Annotated in this window: 17 protein-coding genes and 4 tRNA genes; 13 read left to right on the forward strand and 8 right to left on the reverse strand. The window is 70.9% G+C overall.

Annotated features, from left to right (window positions below; genetic code table 11):
- Positions 1 to 453 precede the first annotated feature (453 nt).
- The 5 genes from ABD284_RS00765 (at position 454) to ABD284_RS00785 (ending at position 1,465) form a co-directional block, all read left to right on the forward strand.
- Entirely contained in the window at positions 454 to 885 is a 432-nt protein-coding gene (locus ABD284_RS00765) for a roadblock/LC7 domain-containing protein (protein ID WP_344139729.1), read from the forward strand.
- 163 nt (positions 886 to 1,048) lie between these two features.
- A tRNA-Gly gene (locus ABD284_RS00770) sits at positions 1,049 to 1,121 on the forward strand.
- Between the two features lie 47 nt (positions 1,122 to 1,168).
- A tRNA-Gly gene (locus ABD284_RS00775) sits at positions 1,169 to 1,241 on the forward strand.
- A 46-nt stretch (positions 1,242 to 1,287) separates the two neighbouring features.
- Positions 1,288 to 1,362 (forward strand) — tRNA-Cys (locus ABD284_RS00780).
- A gap of 26 nt (positions 1,363 to 1,388) precedes the next feature.
- Positions 1,389 to 1,465 (forward strand) — tRNA-Val (locus ABD284_RS00785).
- Positions 1,466 to 1,573: 108 nt separating this feature from the next.
- Here the strand turns inward: ABD284_RS00785 and ABD284_RS00790 are convergent.
- From ABD284_RS00790 to ABD284_RS00805, 4 genes are all read right to left on the reverse strand, one after another.
- Positions 1,574 to 2,773 carry a tyrosine-type recombinase/integrase gene (locus tag ABD284_RS00790; RefSeq protein ID WP_344139732.1) on the reverse strand — a complete coding sequence of 400 codons (1,200 nt, stop codon included), beginning with the start codon at positions 2,771 to 2,773 and terminating at the stop codon, positions 1,574 to 1,576.
- Positions 2,774 to 2,800: 27 nt separating this feature from the next.
- Positions 2,801 to 3,022, reverse strand: a complete 222-nt coding sequence (locus tag ABD284_RS00795; RefSeq protein ID WP_344139735.1) for a helix-turn-helix domain-containing protein — start codon at positions 3,020 to 3,022, stop codon at positions 2,801 to 2,803.
- A gap of 370 nt (positions 3,023 to 3,392) precedes the next feature.
- Positions 3,393 to 3,830 (reverse strand): XF1762 family protein, encoded by a 438-nt coding sequence (locus tag ABD284_RS00800; protein WP_344139738.1) that lies wholly within the window; start codon positions 3,828 to 3,830, stop codon positions 3,393 to 3,395.
- Complete coding sequence (locus tag ABD284_RS00805; RefSeq protein WP_344139741.1) at positions 3,827 to 4,717, reverse strand: hypothetical protein; 891 nt, start codon at positions 4,715 to 4,717, stop codon at positions 3,827 to 3,829. The genes ABD284_RS00800 and ABD284_RS00805 overlap by 4 nt, the downstream gene beginning before the upstream one ends.
- Before the next feature lie 292 nt (positions 4,718 to 5,009).
- Between ABD284_RS00805 and ABD284_RS00810 the strand changes: the two genes are divergently transcribed.
- The 8 genes from ABD284_RS00810 to ABD284_RS00845 all read left to right on the forward strand — a co-directional run bounded on the left by ABD284_RS00810 (position 5,010) and on the right by ABD284_RS00845 (position 15,243).
- Entirely contained in the window at positions 5,010 to 5,735 is a 726-nt protein-coding gene (locus ABD284_RS00810; protein WP_344139745.1) for a hypothetical protein, read from the forward strand.
- Between the two features lie 179 nt (positions 5,736 to 5,914).
- Positions 5,915 to 6,265: a pilin gene (locus ABD284_RS00815; protein WP_344139748.1), complete on the forward strand. Its 351-nt coding sequence runs from the start codon at positions 5,915 to 5,917 to the stop codon at positions 6,263 to 6,265.
- A 2-nt stretch (positions 6,266 to 6,267) separates the two neighbouring features.
- Positions 6,268 to 8,199 (forward strand): TrbL/VirB6 family protein, encoded by a 1,932-nt coding sequence (locus ABD284_RS00820; RefSeq protein ID WP_344139751.1) that lies wholly within the window; start codon positions 6,268 to 6,270, stop codon positions 8,197 to 8,199.
- Positions 8,199 to 9,140, forward strand: a complete 942-nt coding sequence (locus ABD284_RS00825; RefSeq protein WP_344139754.1) for a PrgI family protein — start codon at positions 8,199 to 8,201, stop codon at positions 9,138 to 9,140. Before ABD284_RS00820 ends, ABD284_RS00825 begins: the two co-directional genes overlap by 1 nt.
- A gap of 3 nt (positions 9,141 to 9,143) precedes the next feature.
- Positions 9,144 to 10,955: a VirB4 family type IV secretion system protein gene (locus ABD284_RS00830; RefSeq protein ID WP_344139757.1), complete on the forward strand. Its 1,812-nt coding sequence runs from the start codon at positions 9,144 to 9,146 to the stop codon at positions 10,953 to 10,955.
- Complete coding sequence (locus tag ABD284_RS00835) at positions 10,952 to 13,267, forward strand: type IV secretory system conjugative DNA transfer family protein (RefSeq protein ID WP_344139760.1); 2,316 nt, start codon at positions 10,952 to 10,954, stop codon at positions 13,265 to 13,267. Before ABD284_RS00830 ends, ABD284_RS00835 begins: the two co-directional genes overlap by 4 nt.
- Before the next feature lie 16 nt (positions 13,268 to 13,283).
- Entirely contained in the window at positions 13,284 to 14,180 is an 897-nt protein-coding gene (locus ABD284_RS00840) for a replication-relaxation family protein (RefSeq protein WP_344139763.1), read from the forward strand.
- On the forward strand, positions 14,173 to 15,243 hold the full coding sequence (locus ABD284_RS00845) for a C40 family peptidase (RefSeq protein ID WP_344139766.1): 1,071 nt from the start codon (positions 14,173 to 14,175) through the stop codon (positions 15,241 to 15,243). The genes ABD284_RS00840 and ABD284_RS00845 overlap by 8 nt, the downstream gene beginning before the upstream one ends.
- A 615-nt stretch (positions 15,244 to 15,858) precedes the next feature.
- Here ABD284_RS00845 and ABD284_RS00850 read toward each other — a convergent pair.
- From ABD284_RS00850 to ABD284_RS00865, 4 genes are all read right to left on the reverse strand, one after another.
- Positions 15,859 to 17,058: an N-6 DNA methylase gene (locus ABD284_RS00850; RefSeq protein ID WP_344139769.1), complete on the reverse strand. Its 1,200-nt coding sequence runs from the start codon at positions 17,056 to 17,058 to the stop codon at positions 15,859 to 15,861.
- Between the two features lie 336 nt (positions 17,059 to 17,394).
- Entirely contained in the window at positions 17,395 to 17,601 is a 207-nt protein-coding gene (locus ABD284_RS00855; RefSeq protein ID WP_344139772.1) for a hypothetical protein, read from the reverse strand.
- A 93-nt stretch (positions 17,602 to 17,694) separates the two neighbouring features.
- A complete protein-coding gene (locus ABD284_RS00860) occupies positions 17,695 to 17,931 on the reverse strand; it encodes a hypothetical protein (RefSeq protein ID WP_344139775.1) in 237 nt (78 codons plus the stop codon).
- Between the two features lie 248 nt (positions 17,932 to 18,179).
- The gene (locus ABD284_RS00865) at positions 18,180 to 18,512 is read right to left on the reverse strand and encodes a hypothetical protein (RefSeq protein WP_344139778.1); all 333 of its coding nucleotides are present in this window, start codon (positions 18,510 to 18,512) and stop codon (positions 18,180 to 18,182) included.
- Positions 18,513 to 18,664 lie beyond the last annotated feature (152 nt).

The raw sequence follows: 18,664 nt of genomic DNA on the forward strand, positions 1-18,664 counted from the left end.
CCCGCCGGACGCGGCGGCACCGGTGCGACCGCGGTCCGCGCCGCTGCTCCCTCGCCCGCGCGCTTGCCCGCGCGCACCGCACCGGTCCGTGTGCCTCCAGATCCTGCCACCTCGCTCGGCGCAAGGGCGGGCGCGCCGCGTCGGTGCGGCCGACGTCACGCGGGCCCGGGCCCGGCGGCACGAAGAAACAAGTGCCGTGACCAACTTTGGCCGCACCCCTATGCGTACCGGCCACCACGGGTAACGTAGCGAATCGCACCGGTACCCGTCCTATCGCACTAAGTGGTCACCCGTCCGACACGCCGCAGCAAAGCAACTGGGTGGGTTACGAATGGCTATCATCTGGGCAACGCTTATGAGGACCCTCACCCCGGGGGGTTCCGCGGACGCATGCGCGCCCCTTCACCGGGGGTCGGCGCGGTCCGGCCGAGACGACGACGGATCAAGAGAGCTATGACCCCACAGAGCACCGCCCCAGGCGAGTTGAGCTGGCTGCTCGACGACCTCCTCACCCGCGCGCAGGGAGCCCGGCACGCCATAGTCCTGTCCACCGACGGACTGCTCATGGCCTCGTCCAGCCGGTTGGACCGCGCCAGCGCCGAGCACCTGGCCGCGATCACCTCCGGTCTGCACAGCCTGGCGGCGGGGGCCGGCAAGCAGTTCAGCGCGGGCGGGATCCGCCAGACCATCATCGAGATGGACGACGCCTTCCTGTTCGTCGCCGCCGCCGGGGAGGGCGCGTGCATGGCGCTGCTCTCCGACACCGAGTGCGACGTCGGTCTCGTCGCCTACGAGATGAACAAGGTGATCGAGCGCGTCGGCCAGTACCTGTCCGCTCCGCCCCGCCCCGACATGCCCACCACTCCCGCCCACGTCGAGCGCTGAGCCCCCTCCCCCGACTCTCCCCGGGCGGTGCCGCGAGCCCGCACCGCCTGCCCTCCCGCCCCTCCCGCGTGCGTATTCGATTTCGTGTGCACGCCGGTTATCCGATAGAGTCCTAACCACAGCGAAGGAGGCGCCCCGCCCTCAACGGGAAGCCTTCCTCCGCGCGGACGTGGCTCAGCTGGTAGAGCATCACCTTGCCAAGGTGAGGGTCGCGGGTTCGAATCCCGTCGTCCGCTCGGCGTGCGAAATGTGCACGGATAACCATGGGTCCGCCCATGGCCACGCGGACGTGGCTCAGCTGGTAGAGCATCACCTTGCCAAGGTGAGGGTCGCGGGTTCGAATCCCGTCGTCCGCTCGGAGTAGCCGTAAGGGGACGACCAAGCGCCTCGGTCACGGCTCGCGGCGGAGTGGCCGAGTGGCTTAGGCAAGGGACTGCAAATCCCTGTACACGGGTTCGATTCCCGTCTCCGCCTCCACCCGCTTCGCACTCCAGTGCGAACCAGGGCGGTTAGCTCAGTTGGTTAGAGCGCTACCTTGACACGGTAGAGGTCACAGGTTCGAATCCTGTATCGCCCACCAGCAACACCGCAGGTCAGGATGGGTCTCTCAGATCTGTCCACGGAAGGCGTCAGCCGCCGTGGGAGACATCTGGGAGATCATCTTTTTTTCGGGGGGTCGTCGAGCCCCTCACGCGGCATCGTCCCGGTAGTGCACATCGGCCAACTCCGGCACGATTAGAGCCAATTTTCGTCGCTCTGCGTGATCGAGCCTGGTGAGGCTGTTCTCCCACCGGCGGGTGAGCGCCTCCAGGATGCGGGTCTTGGTCTCGGGTGTGACGTGCTCGTAGACGTCGGCCATGCCCGGCATCCGATGCCCCAGCCGCGCCGCCCGGCCGACTTCGGGGATCCCGTCGTCGGCCAGCCAGGTCCGGTGGGTGTGGCGTCCCTCGTTGAAGGTGAACCCCGGCAGGATCGGCGAACGCAGCCACACCTCTTCGCTGCCGGGGCGCCCGTCGAAAGCCGGGCGCCAGTACCGGGCGCGAAACGCGCCGCGGCGCAACTGTCCACCCTGGGCCCCGGTGAAGACGTACTCCCGCGCGCTGTGGGCCAGCAGCCCCCGGTAGAGCTGATCGAGGAACGGCGGCAACTGCACCCACCGCTTGCCGGCCGGGGTCTTGGTGCGTGGGGCCTTGACGAGCTTCCCCCCGGTCTCGCGCAGCGGCCGGTGCACGGCGATGGCGCCGTTGACCTCGTCGTACTCGTGGGGTTGCAGCCCGACCAACTCCGACCACCGGGCGCCGGTGTAGGCGTCCATCAGGCACAGCACGAACCCGGACCGCCCGAGGCTGTGGTGCAGCCGCAGCGCCGCCCGCAGCACCTGGGCAGGGGTGGCCACGTGGCGCTCGGCGGCATACTCGCCGGAGGAGACCCGGATGCCGTTGCACGGGTTGGCCGGGATGCGGCGCGCTCGCACCGCGGTGTGGCAGATGGTGGAGAACAGGGCGAAGACCGAGGAGACCGTGGATTCGGCCAGCTCCTCATGCAGGCGGTTTGCCCAGCCCTGGATCTCCAGGTGGTGGTTGAAGACGGCGATCAGCGGCCAGTGGCGCCACTGCGGCAGGATGTGGGCGTCCAGGTAGGAGCGGTACTTGGCCCGGGTGTTGTCGGCCAGGCGCGCCTGGGCCCACCATAGGTCGGTGAAGGCGCCGAAGGTGATCTCCTGGTCCTTGGGATCGATCCAGGTGCCGGCGCGGACCTGGGCCTCCTGTTCCTGGCCCCAGGCCAGTGCGGCGGCCTTGGTCTCGAACCCGCCGCGGGATCCCCAGGTGCCGTCCAGGCGCTGGTAGCGCACGCGCCATCCGCGTCCGCGTTGTTCGGCGTGAGCCATACGAACTCCGTCCTTTACATCGTAGATTTATTCTGTTCGGTCGGGCCGCCGGGCGCCCCGGTCGGTGGCCGGATCCCGTTCGGCCTGGTGCACGATCCGGTGCAGGTCCGCGGCGCTGAAGCGCAGGTGCTTGCCGAGGAAGGTGCAGGGCACCGCCCGCTGGGCGGCCTTCTTGCGCAGCCAGGACTCGGGGACCTTCAGCACCTCGGCCGCCTCGGCGGGGGTGTAGACCTCCGGCGGGCCCGGCACCGCACCGGTGTCCCGCTCCCCCGCATGAGAGGAGGCGGGAGCTGCAGGGTAGGCGCCACTGCGCCCGTTGTCATCACGTTTCAGCTGGTCAGAAGCATTTTCTTTCCGACGGGTCACCGCGGCATCACCCCAAGGCGACCCCGCTTGCGGCACGATGCGGCACTGCCGGGCGCGCCTCGTCGGCCGCTACCGAGGGGGTATCGCACACCCCGCGGTGCCGCATCGGCGACCCGAACAGGGCTCCGCGGCACCGCGGGCTCTCCCGCGGTGCCGTGCGGCAACGGGCGGCAATGCCGCACGGCATCCGCCAGTCTCAGTCCACTACCGCCCGGCAGGAACAGAAGCGAGGGCCGGTGGCGCAGGACGAAGCTCACGGCGCCTCCCAACGCGTGCGGGCTGGGCCGCGGGCGCCATCCCGGCGGGGCGGATGCCAGTCGCCGCGCGGCGGCAACCCGGCCACCGGGCGCCATCCGGCCGCGCGCAGCGAGGTGCCGGGCTCATCGGCGCGGGTGTAGGTCACCAGGCGCTCATAGGCCAGGGCCCGGGCGGCGCGCCGGCAGGCGGCATACAGCAGTGAGCAGGCGTTTGGGGTGCCGTCACTCGCCAGGCGGGTGACCTCCAGGCTCCGGCCGTCATCGAGCCCGCGCGCCACGGGGCGTCCGACGACGGCGACCGCGACCAGGACACCGGCCTGGTCTGCGGCGCCGAGGCTGAACTTGTGTCCGCGCGGCGGGCCCAGGTGGCGGTGGAAGACCTCGATGAACGCTTTTGCTTCGGCCAGGCTGACGGGGCTCAGGTGCAGGCTCACCGGTCACCTCCGTGGGTGCCGGTGTCCTGGTCGTCCTCCTCGTCGTTGCCGCGGCAACTCCAGGGGGAGCACCCGTCGGGTTCGGGGCCGGTGTCGATGCCGAGGTCGACCTGGTCCAGGGGGATGCGGTCGCGATGGAGGTAGGCCGTGCCCTGAAGCGACATGCCGCGCTCGGTGGCGCCCGCAGGGCCGTGGCGGATCGCGGCATCGAAGGCAACGGCGTCCTCGAAGCTGGCCGGATCGGTGGCTCGCATCTCGGCCCAGGACTCATTGGAGCGGAACGGGCACCCTACGCAGGCGGATTTCGGGGTGTCGCCGAGGCCGTGGAGCGTGAGGAACGCAGCGCAGTCGCGGCGACTCCAGCCGATGTCCAGCAGCGGGAACACGTTGCGCAGATGGCCGACGTCGGCGTCCTTGGCGCGGTGGACCTCGTCGACGCTGATGCCGATCGCCTGGGTGGCATAGACGCCCTTCGGAACCCGGGCCGGATGCGGATATCCGAGCAGGCGCCGCGCCTCCCGCTTCAGCGGCCGAACCTTGTATTCGGCGGTGCACTGGCGCCGGCCCATCTTCCGTTCGCCGTTGGGTCCTTTGATGAACAGCGGCATGGAGGCGAACCGGTGCCGGGGATCGAGGGCGTCGTCGCGGATGTTGCCGACGGCAACACGCAGCAGCGGGATCCCGGCATCAGCCGCGACGGCCTCCAACCGCTCCAGGTGGGCGTAGACGGCCGGGGGCTCCCAGCCGGTGTCGGCGAACAGGGCGTAGTCGAACCTCGGGATCGCGCCGCGGGCGGAGAGCAGCAGCAGGGTGCTGGACTGCACGCCCGCCCCCAGCGACAGCAGCTTCAGCGCAGGTGCGGGCCGGTACACATCGCGTGGGCTCATGAGTGGGTGTCGGCGGCGGCCAACGAACGTCCTACCTATATATGCAGAACGAGAAGCCGCTCGGCGCTCACCCCTGACGGCCTTGATTTCGGACGTGTGCGTACGCACGGCGTACGCACACCCGCTGACACCGCGCCTTCGTCCGGCTGACCTGCCGATGAGGTCAAGCGTTTCTTCATTCGCCAGATCTTCGCCAATTCTTCGCACAGCCGACTGCGAAGATCCTGCTCATTTTTGGCTAACGGACGTGTGTATCACTGGTGACTCCCGACAACGCGAGGGAGTTTTCGTCATGTCGAACTCGGTGAGTTCCACGCCGTTTTATGTACTGCGCCGCTCTTTCGAAACGCTCGCCCACACACCCGGCGGCCCGCTGCTGGACCTCAGCGATATCGCCGAGGCGCCCGCTGCCGCGTTGGGGCCCGGTGCGTTGGCGGCCTGGCTTCCGCGGGCCGGCGCCGACGCCACCGACGAGGTGTGGCGGTGCCTGATCACTCGGGCCCGCAGCGGCGAGTCCGTCTGGTCGGTGGTCGCCGCCGGGTTGGCCCTGCCCGGCCTCTATGGCGCCCGTCGCCGCCTGTGTGGCGGTCTCGCCGATGAGGTGGCTGATTTGGAGGCCGAGATGCTCAGCGGACTGCTGGCGCAGATGCAGTCCATGGACCTGGGGCCCGGCGCGGTGTGCGGGCGGCTGGTCTATGCCGCCCGCAAGGCGGGGCAACGCTACCGCTATGCCCGCGAACAGGCGCGCCACCACCAGCTTCCGCGCGAGGTCGCCCGCCCGGATGCGGTGGTGAGCGCGGGTGCGCGCGGCCCGGTCACCGTGCTGGCCGAGGCGATCGCCCGCGGGATCCTCACCCGCCAGGAAGCCGAGCTGCTCGCCCGCACCCATCTGGAAGGCCGTCGGCTCGCGGCGGTCGCCCAGGAGTTGGGGTTGTCGTATGCCACCGCGCGGCGCCGCCGCAAGCGCGCCCGCGCCCATCTGGTCGAAACGGTGACGACAGGAAAATTCCCTGCCTGAGTGAGCGCAATCGGGCATCGAATTCTGCATATACGGGTGAGGGCGTTTCACCGTCCTCAGCGGAAGGGGCGGAATGCGGTCGGCGAGCGTCCCCGATACATCCGCAGCGAGAAAGGAGGAGTCGGCGCACCCGCCCCTTCCCATACCCGTTTCCGACGTCTCTCTTTGAGGTGAGGGCTATGCCGCTCCCACGTATCAGCCGGCGCCGCGTGGCTGTGTGCGGCGCTGTTGTCGGCCTCGTGATGGTATTCGGCGCCACGCCGGTGCTGGCCGATGGCGCCCAGCAGCCCGGGGTCTCCGATCTGGGCGAGGTCATCACCAACATCCGCAACTGGCTGGTCGGGTTGCTGGTGGCGCTGGCGACGCTGCTGTTGACCGTTGGCGGGCTGCGCTACCTGCTGGCCGGCGGCGACCCCGGCGAGGTCGGCAAGGCCAAGGACACGCTGAAGTACTCCGCGCTGGGCTATGGGGTGGCGATCCTCGCGCCGATCCTGGTGGAGATCCTGCGCGGCTTCGTCGGGCTGAGTTGACGATGCGCGCCCGCTACCGCGTCGGACTCGCCGTTGCCGCTGCGGTGCTGCTGGTGCTGGCCCTCGTTGCCGCGGCAACGGGTGAGGCACCGGCAACCGCCGCCGTTGCCGCTGTGGCAGCTCCGGCACCACCCCAGCCGTCTCCCGGCGCCGAGCCCGAACCGCCGCAGCAGCCTGAGGAGCCCTCCCCCGAAGCCGAACCCTCGCCGGAGCCCTCGCCCGCCCCGGGGCCCGAACCCACCCCGCCGGAAGACGACGGCGACGGCGACGGCGACGGCGAGAACGGGGACGGCTCGCAGACCGGCACGCCCCAGGGGCAGGAGTGCGGGTCCTTCGACTACGCCTGCCGCATGCAAGCCGCCGTCAACGGGTGGCTGGCCGGCATCGTCGCCGACCTCGTCAACGCCGGCCTGGCCCAGGCCGCCATCGCCATGCTGTGGACTCCCGAGCCCACCCCCGGCGTCGAGCAGGGTCGCACCGCCGCCCTGGTGGTGGCCAATACCGCCTACGTGCTGCTGGTGACCTTGGCCGGGATCCTGGTGATGGCCAACCCGACCGTGCAGACCTCCACCAGCCTCAAAGAGGTCCTCCCGCGGCTGGTGCTGGGGTTCGTCGCCGCCAACGCCTCCGCCCTGCTCGTGGGATTCCTCGCCGACGTGTCCAACGCGCTCGTGCGCGCCCTGCTGGGCGATGCCGCCCGGCGCGAGAGTGTGGCCAACGCGATCGACCGGACCCTGCAGGATCCGATGGGCGAAATGCTGGTGCTGGTGCTGCTGGCGGTCATCGCCGGTGTGCTGGTGCTGTTCTTCCAGGCCGCGGTGATCGCCCGCACCATGCTGTGGCTGCTGCTGAGCGCGGCGGCCCCGCTGGCGCTGGCCTGTCACGCCCTGCCCCCGTTGGAGGGGACGGCGCGGTTGTGGTGGCGGGCGATGGGCGCCCTGCTGGCGATCCCGATCGCCCAGGCGCTGGCGCTGCGCGTGCTCGTCGAAGTCTTCCTCATGCGCGAGGAGGTCGACCTGGTCGAGGTGGGCGGTGCCGCGGGCTCGATCATCGACGTGCTCGTGCTGATCACCGCGCTGTATGTGCTGGTGCGCATCCCCTTTTGGGCGTTCAAGCAGGTGTTCGGCTACCAGTCCTCGCCGTTGGCCAAGGCGGCGCGGATCGCCGTCAGCGTGCTGGTGCTGCGCAATCTCGGCCGAGCCTTTGCCGGGCCTCGGGGCGGCTCTGGCACGTTGGCCGGCGCCGGTCCCCGGGGAGGCGGCCCCCGGGCAGGACGCCCTGGTGGGGGCCGCGGACCGACCGGCGGCCCCCGGGGCAACGGCGCCGGCGGAGGCACACCGGCTGCCGGCCGAAGCGGGGGCGGCCGCAGGGGTGGAGCCCGCCGGCCCTCCGGCGGCGGCGGTGCCGGCAGGCAAGGTGGCGGCTCCGCAGGCGGGACCGGGCCCTCCGGCGGCACACCCGGCGGCGGGTCGGGAGGTAGCCGCGGCCCCACCGGCGGCGCAGGTGTGCCCAACGGCGGTGGGCGAGCCGGCGGTTCCGGATCGGGCACGAGTGGTGGTCGCGGCGGTTCCCCAGGCCCGCTGCGCGGCACGGTCCACCCGCCCCGCGGCAACCGGCACCCAAACGGCAACACCGGCTACGGCGGCCCGGGGGCCACGTCGGGCCCCGGTGGTCGTAGCGGCAATCCCGGCGCGAGCCGGGCTGGTGCGCCCACCGGCTCCTCCGCCGCGGGCGAACCTCGCCGCTACCCCGGCGGGATCCGCGCGCACCGGCCGCGCCCAACCGGATCGACTCCCCCACCGCCTGATCCCAGCCGCTTCCGGCCGATCCGCCCCGACATGCGGTTCAACCCGCCTCCCAACCCGCGGGGTGGCTGGTCGCGCCCGGTGCGGCCGCGGCCCCGCCATCCCCGCCGCAGGAGAGGAGAGGACTGATGGCGCGTGTGCGCATGCCCGCCGACATCGAACGCGACGACAAACTCCTGGCCGGGCTTTCCGCCCGCCAACTGCTGATCATCGGGGTGCCCGGCCTCGGCCTGTGGGTCCTGTGGAGCGGTCTGGGCGGGGCGGTGCCGCTGCCGGTGTTCGGGGCGGTAGCCATCCCGGTGATGGGGGCGGCGATAGCCACTGCCCTGGTGCGCCGCGACGGACTCAGCTTGGATCGGCTGCTGGCGGCCGCGTGGCGGTTCGCGCGCTCGCCCAAGCGCCGCGCCACCCGCACCGGCACTCCCGCCCCCGAGGTGCCGTCCTGGATCACCGCCCACCCCGACCCCTTTCCGGCGCCGTTGGACCTTCCGGTGGAGGCGATCGGTGACGACGGTGTCATCGACCTCGGCAACCAGGGCGCGGCAGTGATCCTGTCCTGCTCGACGGTGAACTTCTCACTGCGCACCGAACAGGAGCAGGACGCCCTTGTGTCCGGGTTCGCCTCCTACCTCAACTCGCTCTCCACGCCGGTGCAGATCCTCGTGCGGGCCGAGTCGGTGCGCCTGGACCCCCTGGTTGCCGCCCTGGATGAGGCGGCACCCGCGCTGCCGCACCCGGCACTGGAACAGGCCGCGCGCGAGCACGCCGACTACCTCGCCGACCTCGCCGAGAGCCGCGACCTGCTGTACCGGCACGTGCTGCTGGTGCTGCGCGAGCCCTCCGGCAATGGGCGGCAAGCCGCGGCAACGCTCCAACGCCGCGCTGAGGATGCCGCCCGGGCTCTGGCTGCCGCCGGCAGCAACGCCACCGTGCTCGACGGCCCGCAGGCGGCCGCGGTTCTGGCCTCGTCCACCAACCCGGCGGGCTCAGCCCCACCGGAAGGGCTGGCCGCCCCCGACGCCGTGATCACCGGCCCCCACACCACCCAGAACCAAGAACAGGAGGGGTGAACCATGCGCTCCCTGTTCGGGCCCCGAGCGAAACCACCCTCCGGCGGCGCTCCCGTCCCCGCCGAGGTCGACATCGCCCCGCGCCGCATCCACGTGGGCGAGGGGGCAGCGGCCTCCTTCGTGGTCACCGGCTACCCCGCCGAGGTCGGCCACGCCTGGCTGGAACCCTTGCTCACCTACCCCGGCCGCCTCGACGTGTCCGTGCATGTGGAACCGGTCCCGCCCAAGGTGGCCGCCGACAAGCTGCGCCGCCAGACCGCCCGGCTGGAATCGACCAACCGGGCCGACGCGGAGAAGGGCCGGTTGGAGGATTTCGAGTCCGAGGTCGCCGCCGAGGACGCCCGCGACATGGCCGCCTCCCTGGCCCGCGGGGACGGCAAGCTGTTCCGCGTCGGGCTGTCGGTCACGGTCCACGCGGCCTCGCCCCAGGAGTTGGATGAGGAGGTCGGCCACGTCCAGTCGCTGGCCGCCTCCCTGCTGCTGGACGTGCGCCCGGCCTCCTACCGCCAACTCCAAGGCTGGGTCACGGCCCTGCCGCTCGGGGTGGACCTGCTGGGCCAGGCCCGCAGCATGGACACCGCCGCCCTGGCCGCCGCCTACCCCTTCGCCTCCCCCGACCTGGCGGTTGAAACCTCGCCCACCTCGGTCCTCTACGGCCTCAACGCCGACTCCTCCGGGGTCGTGGTCTGGGACCGGTGGGCCCTGGACTCCTACAACACCGTCGTCCTAGCCCGCTCGGGCGCCGGCAAGTCCTACTTCTGCAAACTCGACCTGCTGCGGTCGATGTATGCCGGAGTGACGGCCGCCGTCATCGACCCCGAGAACGAATACACGCGGCTGACCGAGGCGGTCGGCGGCACCACCATCCGGCTGGGCGAGGCCGGGGTCCACCTCAACCCGCTCGATCTGGCGCTGGATGTCAACGCCCAGCGCGATGCGCTGTCGCGGCGGGCGTTGTTCTTGCACACCTTGCTGTCGGTCATGCTCGGCGGCCCGTTGGAGCCGCGCCGGCGCGCCGTACTGGATCGGGCGCTGATCGCCACCTACCGGCACGCGGGCATCACCGCCGATGAGCGCACCTGGGATCGGCCCGCTCCGCTGCTGGGCGACCTGGTCGCCACCCTGGAGAACGAGGGGGACGAGCACGGCCGGGATCTGGCCGTCCAGCTCCAGCCGTTCACCACCGGCTCCTATGGCGAACTGTTCCGCGCCCCCACCACCAAACGGCCATCAGGTCATCTCGTGTCGTGGTCGCTGCGCGCGCTACCCGACGAACTCAAAGCCACCGGGACGCTGCTGGCGCTGGATGCGATCTGGCGGACCGTCGCCGACGCCACCCCCGACCACCCGCGCATGGTGCTGGTGGATGAGGGCTGGCTGCTCATGAGTGAGCCCGAGGGTGCGAAGTTCCTGTTCCGCCTGGCCAAAGCCGCCCGCAAGCGGTGGGTGGGGCTCACGGTGGCCACGCAGGACGCGGCCGACGTGCTCGGCTCCGAGCTGGGCCAGGCCGTCGTCGCCAACGCGGCGACCCAGATCCTGATGCGCCAGGCGCCCCAGGCCATCGACCGGATCGCCGAGGCCTTCGCGCTGTCGGAGGGCGAACGCCAGCACCTGCTCACCGCGAGCCCCGGGGATGCGCTGTTGTGCAGCGGTCAGCGCCGGGTCGCCTTCCGGGTGGTGGCTAGCGACACCGAACACGCCCTGGTCACGACTAACCCAGCGGAGTTCACCGATCCCGACGTTTCCGCCCGAAATCCCGACGACTCCACCGGTCTGGACACCGACGCTCCCGACGAAGAGGACGACCTGCTGTGACCCCCAACCTCACCGAGCTGGGCCGCCTACCCACCGTGCTGGCCGACCTGCTGTTTTTCCTGATCACCGCCTACGGCTGGCACCTGCTGGCCGCCGCCTGCGCCTCCGTGGTCGCGCTACTGGCCACCCGCACCGCCGCCTCCTGGCTGCGGCACCGCCAGTGGGCCCGTGATGCCCGCCTGGTCGAGATCCTGCCCCCGCCCGAAAGCGACCTGTCCGGCGCCATCCACCTGTGGCGCCAGATGCTGGGCACCCTGCGCCCCGCCTGGAAACGCCTGCTGCTGGGCCAGCCCCATCTGGTGTGGGAATACGCCATAACCACCACCGGTCTGACCGTCCGCGTGTGGGTGCCCGGGCCCACCGCCCCCGGCCTGGTCGAACGCGCGATCACCGCCGCCTGGCCCGGCGCCGCCGTCACCACCCGCCCTGTCCCCGAGCCCGAGCCTGATCGGCGGGTGCGGGGAGGTCGGCTGCGGCTGGCCCGTCCCGACCACTACCCCATCGAAACCGACTACGACGAGGACCCCGTGCGCGCTCTGATCGGCGCGGCCGGCGACCTCATCGCGGGCGAGGAGGTGCTGGTGCAGGTTGCGGTGCGCCCCATCACCGGAGGTCGGCTGCGCCGCGCCGCCCGCGAAGCCAGCCGGCTGCGCCAGAGCGCCCCGGAAACCCCCGACCCCCTCAACCCTGGGCACCGGCCGCGCCGGCACGGGCCCGAACCGGAGGCCGCCAGCGAGATCCGCGCGATCGTGCGCAAATCCACCCAACCCCGGCTGGAGACCCACATCCGCTACCTCATCACCTCACCGGGCGAGGGGGAGGAGGCCCGCCAGCGGCGCCGCGGCCGCGCCCACGCTGTCGCGGCCTCGTTCGCGGTCTTCAGCGGCCACAACCACTACCAGCGCCACCGCATGTGGGTACTTCCGCGGTGGCGCACCCGCATCCGGTTCATGGGCGCCGGCGACCTGCTCACCGCCGCCGAACTGGCCGCCGTGGCGCACCTGCCGCTCGATGAGACCGTGCCCGGCCTGCAGCGCGCCCCCGCCCGCACGGTCCCCCCACCACCCCAGGTCGCCGGCGACAACCCGCAGACCCGGGTGCTCGGCACGGCCGAGCAATCCGAACACCGCACCATCGCCCAACACACCGCGGACGCCCGCCAGCACACCCACATCATCGGCGGGACCGGCACCGGAAAAACCACCCTGCTCATGGGCATGGCGCTGGACGACATCGCCAAAGGCCGCGGGCTCGTCGTGATCGAACCCAAGGGCGAATCCGACCTGCTCCTGCCCCGCATCCCCGACCACGCCGTGGACCGCGTCGTGCTCATCGACCCCGACGACGACGCGCCCCCGCCCGCCCTCAACGTGCTCGCCGGCACCGATCCGGTGCGCACCGCCGACACCATCACCGGCGTGTTCCAGCGCATCTTCGCCGACTCCTGGGGACCCAGGACCGACGACATCCTGCGCTCGGCCGTGCTCACCCTGGCCGCAACCCCGCAGGCGAGCCTGGCCAACATCCCCAAACTCCTCGACCAGCCCAGCTTCCGCCGCCGCGCCACCGCCCACCTGCACCCCACCTCAGTGCTGGCGGGGTTCTGGTCCTGGTACGACGGCCTGTCCGAACCCGCCCGCGCCCACGCCACCGCACCCCTGATGAACAAGCTGCGCGCCGTACTGCTGCGCGACTTCGCCCGCAACCTGCTGGCCGCCCGCCCCCACCGCAGCCTGAACCTGGCCCACCTCCTGGACGAGGAAGCGATCATCATCGCCCGGCTGCCCAAAGGAGTCCTCGGCGAAGACACCTCATCCATGCTGGGATCGCTCGTGCTCGCCCAGGTGTGGCAGGGGGTGCTGGCTCGGGCCGCCCAGAAGGAGTCCGACCGGCGCGACATGGCAATCTACCTGGACGAGGCCCACAACTTCCTCACCCTGCCCTACGGGTTGGGCGACATGTTGGCCGAGGCCCGCGCGTATCGCGCCGGACTCACCATCGCCCACCAGGATCTGGCCCAACTCCCTCGGGAGCTGCGCGAGGCCACCTCGACCAACGCCCGCTCCAAGATCTTCTTCGACGTGAGCCCCGAGGACGCCCGCGCCCTGTCCCGCCACGTCCACCCCGAACTCACCGAACACGACCTGTCCCACCTGGCCCGGTTCCAAGCCGCCACCCGGCTCGTCGCCCACGGCGCACTCACCCCCGCCTTCACCCTGCGCACCCGACCCTTGCCCCCGCCGATCCGCGGGCGGGCCACCGCCGTGCGCAAGGCCGCCCGCGCCCACCACACCCAGCCCGCCCGTCCCTAAAAGGAGGCGACCTCCGGTGTCTGTTGTGCTGCTGCCCGACCACCACGACCCCATCCGCCCGATCAGCTCCCCCGAGGTCATCAAAACCCTCGCCCGCCGCCTCACCGACCGCGACCGGCGCCTGCTGCGGCTCATCTGGCGCCACCGCGTGCTGACCACCGACCAGCTCACCGCCCTGGGCTGGACCTCCTACAACACCGCCAAACAGCGCCTGGCGCTGCTGTATCGGCTGCGGGCGCTGGACCGCCTGCGCCCGTGGAAGCCCCGCGGCGGCTCCCCCTGGCACTACGTCCTGGATGCCCCCGGCGCCGAAATCCTCGCCGCCGAGCACGGCCAGAGTCTGCGCGAGTTCGGCTACCGGCGCGACCGCGCCCTGGCCCCCATCACCTCAACCGCACTGGCCCACCTGCGCGGGGCCAACCAGGTCTTCGTCGACCTCTACGCCCACACCCGCAACCAAACCAACGACGCCCACCTGGACTGGTGGACCGAATCGGAGTGCGCCGACCTCTACGGCGACATCGTCCGCCCCGACGGCGGCGGCACCTGGACCATCGCCAACACCCGTGTGGGCTTCTACCTGGAATACGACATGGGCACCGAACGCCTGCGCCGCCTGGTCGAGAAGGTGCAGGCCTACGGCGAACTCGCCCAGACCACCGCCGCCCCGTTTGTCGTGCTGTTCGTGCTGCCCGGCGAGCGCCGCGAGGCCCACCTGCGCCGCGCCCTCGGATCCCGCCCCACGATTCCGGTGGCCACCGCCGTCCACGGCGCCCACCCGGCCGAAGCGGTGTGGGTGCGCACCGACGATGCCCACCTGCACCCGCGCCGCCTCATCGACCTCGCCCCCAACAACCCCACCCCCCACCAGCCGACGCTGTTCGACCCCGGCGAGGAGGACGACGTTGGCTAGCCCGGGCTGCGGCGCCACTTTGGGTGCCGCAGCCCTGCTCGTCCCCGCCCTGGCCTTCTCCGCCCTCACCGCCGTCACCGGCCCCGACACCACTCCGGGGGCGCCCGCCAACGTCGACGGAGTGCCCGACCGGCTGCTGGAGGCCTACGTGCGCGCCGCGGCCACGCTGACCGAGACCCACCCGCAGTGCTCGGGGATGCGGTGGCAGATCCTCGCCGGCATCGGCAAGATCGAATCGTCCCTGCTCGCCGGCCACGACATCGCCCCCAACGGCGCCGTGTCCCCGCCGATGATCGGGCCCCGCCTCGACGGGTCCGGCGTCGGCGGCAACACCACACCGCACTACGACACCGACAACGGCCGATGGGACCGCGACACCACCTACGACCGCGCGGTGGGGCCCAACCAGCACTTGCCCTCGGGCTGGGATACCTACGGCGCCGACGGTAACGGAGACGGGACGAAGGACCCGCACAACGTCTACGACAGCGCGTTGGCCAGCGCACGGGAACTGTGCTTGAGCGCCGAGGGTGGCGGGGTGGACTTCGCCGACCGCGCCCAGCTCGCCGACGCGCTGTTTCGCTACAACCGCAGCGACGCCTACGTGGCCGACGTGCTGGAGGCCATCGACGACTTCGACGCGATCCCTGCAGCGGTGGGAGGCGGTGTCGGCAGCCAGGCCGGGCAGAAGGCCGTGCAGTGGGCGCTGCGCCAGGTCGGCAAACCCTACATTTGGGGCGGTGTGGGCCCCGCCGGATTCGACTGCTCCGGGCTGACCATGAAGGCCTGGCAGAACGCCGGCGTGGACCTCCCCCGGGTCACCACCGACCAATACCAGGCCGGACAGCGTGTCTCCCTGGGCCAGCTTCAGCCGGGCGATCTGCTGTTCTACGACACCACCGACGTCGGCTCCCCCGGCCCGCCGCCCAGCCACGTCACGATGTACATCGGCGACGGACAGATGATCAACGCCCCCTCCACCGGCAGCGACGTACGGGTCGAACCGGTCCAAGACGACTTCTATACCCCGCGGTTCATGGGCGCTGTCCGACCGCATAATTGAGCACTATTGCATCAGATGCAACATCGTCCTCGCGCAGAGCGGTGGGCCGCGCCGGATGCAGAGGCGTCGTTGCCACAGTCGCGGGGCAGCGTGAGTATGCGAGGCCCGCACGAACGAACTCGTCCCGCCGATCCCAGAGAGGGTCACAGCACGCTACGGCGGCACTGTGACCCTATGCTGAACATTTGCCCCCGGTACCACTAGTTGAAGGTTGTCGCACCAACTACCAGGGCCGTGGCTCCTCCGATCACCAGGATGAGGGCAGCTAGGCGGGTGGTTTTAGACCAACTGTCCAGCGCATCCCCGACCACCCGCACCCCTTCCTGAAGCACAGGGCCGAGCCAGCTCATTTGCGATCCACCTCCCCGCCGCAACTCGACGGTCCCCCGCGGATACAAAAAATGGAGGCGTATTCAGCAGCAGTCCAGAACCTGCAAAGCTCCCTGCGGTTTGGGGAACTTGCTGAGTACGTCTCCAGCGTGGTGAGCGTTGCTCACCGTTATCCGTAGCGGACAAGCCAGTATCAGTTGCTGCTGCGTGTCGGATACAGCATGGGCGTTCTGGCACCCGCGCAACCGGCTTCGACGGTGGTGGATCGCCGTAGCTGTGGCTAGTTTAATGACACCGCCGCGAAAGTGCCACTCCGCTGCCTCCGCGCCCACCCGGCGAGTCCAGACCTCGCGTTGAGGGACGCGCCCGGACGCCTACTGGCGACGGCCAGATGATCAGCCCCCGAAACCAGTAAGACGGTGCGAACCCAGCCCGTCCAAGTCGACTCCTACACGAGCGGACGACCGACGGCGGTCTCGGCGGCCCGCTGCGGGGAAGCGGGCGTGGAAGGAGTGGGCCGCGGAGGGCTTCGGCCGTGAGGGGATGCGCATGCTCGCCTCCGGGTGTGCCGCGGTGGGTCAGCCCGAATCCGCCTCGTCGCCCTCGCTTGCCGCGGCGAACCTGCTGGGCCAGGTCGAGGGTTTCGCGGCGTTCGGCCTCGGCGCGGTGCATCCAGTCGTCGGTGAGCACGCTGCCGACGCCCAACAGCACCCGGGGCCCCAACCCCCACAGCACGACGTTGACCGCCAGGCAGGCGATCGCCAACTCATCGAGATCGACTGCGGCCCAGGTCACGGTGGCCGGGTCGCGGCCCGCGCTGCGCATGTTCTGTGCGGCGGCGCGCAGCATGCCGCCGGTGCCGGCAGTGGGTTCGTGGACGGAGTCGCCCTCCTCGGGCGTGCCCAGGCTGCATGCCATCATCTCGGTGACGGGTGCGGGGGTGTAGAAGACGGCGTGGGCCTCGGCGGCCTTGCGTCCCCGCAGCAGGGTCAGGACCTTGCCCAACAGGTCGGTGGCGCACCGCAGCTCGCTGTCGCCGGTCAGGTGAAGCTGCCCCTTGGTGAGAGCGGCATCGGCGACGCGCTTGGCGGCGTGCAGCGCCGTACCGTGCGCGGCCTGTTCGCCGTGCCAGAGTCGCATCAAGGGCCAGACGCGGTTGGCCAGGTCGGGGCGGGCATTGAGGTAGATCGCCCACTGCGTGCGCATCACGTCGGCGAACTCCTCGACGTCGAGCGCGATCACGCGCCTGGCGATGTCGTCGCGTTTGGGAGGTGGCGGCGCCAGCATGGCAAGCACCGCCACGACGGAGACGGGCACGTCCAGGTCGTCGTGACCGTAGGCGCGGTGCCAGACGTCGTCGACCGTTTCGGCGATCGCGGTGGCGTGCTGGTCGGGCCTGCCGTAGGGGCGTGCAATGGCGGGTACTCCGGCGCGCTTGGTGGACTTGATGGAACCGCGAGCGCTGTTCTTCTTCGGTCCAGCCATTTCCATCACCTCGATAATCCGAGCTATGAGTGGATGGAGCGAAGCAATTGACGCCACTGAATTGATCAGGAAGAGGACGCGACAGCAAGGCGATCTAGCGCCCTACCAGCACAGGTGGGCATGCGCTACACTGTGCCTGCCTGCGCCTCCGGGCGTCAGGTATCGACGCTCCGATGGAGTTTCGGTGTTGGGGCCCGGCGGGTGAGTTGCTGGCACCCTTCCGGGGGTGTTTCACCCGTCGGGCCTTTTGATCCTTTTCTGATTCTGATTCTCTGATCTATTCCTTTCGCCGCATTCGGCGGCTTCGCACACAACACCGGCCAAGACAGTTTCCGGTTACCGGCTTGGCTCGGACTCGTGAAGGAAGTCGGCGGCGTCGGCAGAGCGTTCGAGCATCCGCGCCCACCTGCGAGCGGTCTCCGCAGGAAGCGGCACAAGGTGAGCCGTGTGCCCGGGTGTGCTGATCCAGGCCATGACCTCGTGAGTGGTGGGGTCGACGACGGCGCCGACGCACACCGCGCCCTCGGTATCGGCGGGCGACATGGGCAACCTCCATCTGTGCCGGGCGGTCATCGGTTCATCGGGGCGGGCGCTGGAGCGAGTCGGGGGGTGGGCACGGCGCGCGTCGGGTCGGTTTCACGCCAGGCGCGCATGTGGGCCGCGAAGGTGTTCACCAGTTCGGGGGGCGGCGGCAATCCAGCGGTGGCCGACGACGGTGCGCGAGTCGCCCGCGCAGAGTTCGTGTATGGCCACGCGGGAGATCTCGGGATCGGACCGCCTGCCGGGGTGGGTCTCCTCCAGGGCGCACAGCAGACGCCGCTGGTTGGGGGTGAGTTGCTGCCAGGTGACGACGCCGTGTTCGTCGCCGGCCACTGCGGCGCGGCCGGTCGGGGGTGATGCGGTGCGGGTTGCCGGTCCGCTGGGGATGCATGTAGTCCGCATCGATCAGCTCGGCGACCGTGGTCGGGGCTGTGTCGGCGGGGACGGTGCCGCCTGGAGCCGCCGCGGCGCGGCGCAGCGTCTGGCGTTGCTCGGGAGTGAGGGGGATCGGCATGGCGGTGTTCTCCCTCTGTGATCGCCGGCACCAGGGGCGGGGACGTCTGGGCGTGGTGCCGCGCGGGTCAACTGTCGGCGTGCTCGACGCGTGTGCGTCCGGCATGCAGGCTCCAATCGCGAAACACCTCGGGCGCATCGCTCATGGCGGCTTCCAGACGCGCGCCGAGGATGTCGACGGCGTCCAGGCCGGAGTCGGCCAGGCACAGCGCCTCGATCAGCGCGGCGCCGGCGTAGGGGGTGACCTCGTAGCCCAGCAATGGCAGGGAACCCGTGGTGTGCACGCACAGCGGCGCCAGCGCGCACCGCAATGCGGCACGGATTCCGGCTCGCTGGGTCTCGCTCAGGGGGTCGGCGTCGTGGGGTGCGTGGGCGAAGATCTCGACGGTGAGCACAGCCATCGGGTGACTCCTCTCCCGTGGTCGGTGCGGGGTTGGGTTGCGCGACTCCGGGGCCTCGCGGGCCGACGGCACGAGAAGTCCGGAGACGGGCGTAGTCGGTGCGAGCCGCGGTCCCGGACTGCCTCGGTGGCGGAAGGCCAGCGGCGGCGCGG

The sequence above is a fragment of the Streptomonospora arabica genome (assembly GCF_039531585.1).
Taxonomy (GTDB): domain Bacteria; phylum Actinomycetota; class Actinomycetes; order Streptosporangiales; family Streptosporangiaceae; genus Streptomonospora; species Streptomonospora halophila.

What these genes read in the sequence shown, in the direction of transcription:
- ABD284_RS00825 (WP_344139754.1), top strand. Translation starts at nt 8,199, where the DNA reads ATGGCGCGTGTGCGCATGCCCGCCGACATCGAACGCGACGACAAACTC.
- ABD284_RS00810 (WP_344139745.1), top strand. Translation starts at nt 5,010, where the DNA reads ATGTCGAACTCGGTGAGTTCCACGCCGTTTTATGTACTGCGCCGCTCT.
- ABD284_RS00855 (WP_344139772.1), bottom strand. Translation starts at nt 17,601, where the DNA reads ATGTCGCCCGCCGATACCGAGGGCGCGGTGTGCGTCGGCGCCGTCGTC.
- ABD284_RS00805 (WP_344139741.1), bottom strand. Translation starts at nt 4,717, where the DNA reads ATGAGCCCACGCGATGTGTACCGGCCCGCACCTGCGCTGAAGCTGCTG.
- ABD284_RS00815 (WP_344139748.1), top strand. Translation starts at nt 5,915, where the DNA reads ATGCCGCTCCCACGTATCAGCCGGCGCCGCGTGGCTGTGTGCGGCGCT.
- ABD284_RS00850 (WP_344139769.1), bottom strand. Translation starts at nt 17,058, where the DNA reads ATGGCTGGACCGAAGAAGAACAGCGCTCGCGGTTCCATCAAGTCCACC.
- ABD284_RS00820 (WP_344139751.1), top strand. Translation starts at nt 6,268, where the DNA reads ATGCGCGCCCGCTACCGCGTCGGACTCGCCGTTGCCGCTGCGGTGCTG.
- ABD284_RS00790 (WP_344139732.1), bottom strand. Translation starts at nt 2,773, where the DNA reads ATGGCTCACGCCGAACAACGCGGACGCGGATGGCGCGTGCGCTACCAG.
- ABD284_RS00865 (WP_344139778.1), bottom strand. Translation starts at nt 18,512, where the DNA reads ATGGCTGTGCTCACCGTCGAGATCTTCGCCCACGCACCCCACGACGCC.
- ABD284_RS00765 (WP_344139729.1), top strand. Translation starts at nt 454, where the DNA reads ATGACCCCACAGAGCACCGCCCCAGGCGAGTTGAGCTGGCTGCTCGAC.
- ABD284_RS00830 (WP_344139757.1), top strand. Translation starts at nt 9,144, where the DNA reads ATGCGCTCCCTGTTCGGGCCCCGAGCGAAACCACCCTCCGGCGGCGCT.